This window comes from Gandjariella thermophila, from assembly GCF_005405885.1.
GTDB classification, from domain to species: Bacteria; Actinomycetota; Actinomycetes; order Mycobacteriales; family Pseudonocardiaceae; genus Gandjariella; species Gandjariella thermophila.
Genome location: NZ_BJFL01000114.1, coordinates 1 through 1,473 on the forward strand (window position 1 = coordinate 1; position 1,473 = coordinate 1,473).

At 57.8% G+C, this 1,473-nt stretch carries 3 protein-coding genes; 2 read left to right on the top strand and 1 reads right to left on the bottom strand.

What is annotated here, in order from left to right:
• Positions 1–336, bottom strand: a 336-nt coding sequence (locus FFT21_RS28495) for a helix-turn-helix domain-containing protein (protein WP_137816981.1), incomplete at its 3' end; no start/stop codon positions are given.
• A 126-nt stretch (positions 337–462) separates the two neighbouring features.
• On the opposite strand from FFT21_RS28495, the gene FFT21_RS28500 reads away from it, so the two are divergent.
• Positions 463–831 carry a hypothetical protein gene (locus FFT21_RS28500; RefSeq protein WP_137816982.1) on the top strand — a complete coding sequence of 123 codons (369 nt, stop codon included), beginning with the start codon at positions 463–465 and terminating at the stop codon, positions 829–831.
• A gap of 306 nt (positions 832–1,137) precedes the next feature.
• A partial coding sequence (locus FFT21_RS28505) for a helix-turn-helix domain-containing protein (RefSeq protein ID WP_137816981.1) occupies positions 1,138–1,473 on the top strand: 336 nt, incomplete at its 3' end.

The window sequence follows — 1,473 nt, forward strand, 5'->3', positions numbered from 1 at the left end:
GTTGCCGGTGGGCACATCGGTTCCGTCGACCAGGACGAGTCGGCCGCGGATCGCCTCTTCGAGGTTCGGAACGTGCAGGCACAACGCCTGCCCGATCAGCGGAAGTATGGATCGATAAACTCTTGATACGGTCGACTGGCTGACTCCGAACAGGTCGCCCACAGCCGCCTGGTTCAGATTCTGCCGGACGTATACCAAGGTGAGTACGACAGCGCGATACAGTCCCACCACCGGAGGCCAGACTTGCTTTTTATTACAGGAGACGATCTGCCAAATGCGAGCAACAAGCTCCTCGATCTGGTCGGCAGCAAGTCCTGTAGTAGACTGGTAACGCAACGGCCCCGCCTGTAAGTCGTGTTCTGTGGTAGGAAAACGATCTTACCTGATCGGGGTCGTTGCCCTACTTTGAGGTGATCAAGCCGGCCTGAATAACGCTCCGGATATATGGAAAGGGGTGGGGTGATGGAACCGAAATATCGCGAAGGTGGCAAGGTGCTGATTGGTCCCGACGGCAGATCGTGGCGCGAAGTCACCGGATGGCTTGAACCTGATGAGGTTGTCTCTCTTTCTCGATCTGGCACCATCATTGCGGTCGACGAATGCGCAGGTTGGTCATGGGATGTGCCGCTTGACGACAGCGTGTTGACTCGCGTAGTCAGCGCCGACATTTCTCATCGTCTGGCGCGGCGAAAGTACCCGGAGGCGGTTATCTTGGCGCCGTCTCTATGGCGAGAGTATGGTTCGGGAGAGCAACTGATTGTGCTAAGCGAGGAAACGCCGAAGAAAAAGGACGTTATCGAAGAGTTGCGGGGCGATTACGGTCGATCATAGATTTTGCGGCAAGTAGGGGTCCCGCTGCCGTGTCGTCTTCGGCCGCGGCGGCTGCGTCGTGCCGGCCGATCCCACGCTTTTCGGCCGTATTGGAGACGTCGTGCGCACCCTCGATGCGCGGGTACCCGAACACCTGCGGTACGAGCGTTCCGCGCTCGTCGGCGAAGACGCTCGTTGAATATGAGAAAAACTGGAGAGTCTCACCGAGCGTTATTCAGGCCGGCTTGATCACCTCAAAGTAGGGCAACGACCCCGATCAGGTAAGATCGTTTTCCTACCACAGAACACGACTTACAGGCGGGGCCGTTGCGTTACCAGTCTACTACAGGACTTGCTGCCGACCAGATCGAGGAGCTTGTTGCTCGCATTTGGCAGATCGTCTCCTGTAATAAAAAGCAAGTCTGGCCTCCGGTGGTGGGACTGTATCGCGCTGTCGTACTCACCTTGGTATACGTCCGGCAGAATCTGAACCAGGCGGCTGTGGGCGACCTGTTCGGAGTCAGCCAGTCGACCGTATCAAGAGTTTATCGATCCATACTTCCGCTGATCGGGCAGGCGTTGTGCCTGCACGTTCCGAACCTCGAAGAGGCGATCCGCGGCCGACTCGTCCTGGTCGACGGAACCGATGTGCCCACCGGCAAC

Excerpts from the sequence above, each read along its gene's own strand:
- FFT21_RS28500 (WP_137816982.1), top strand. The coding sequence starts at position 463 with ATGGAACCGAAATATCGCGAAGGTGGCAAGGTGCTGATTGGTCCCGAC.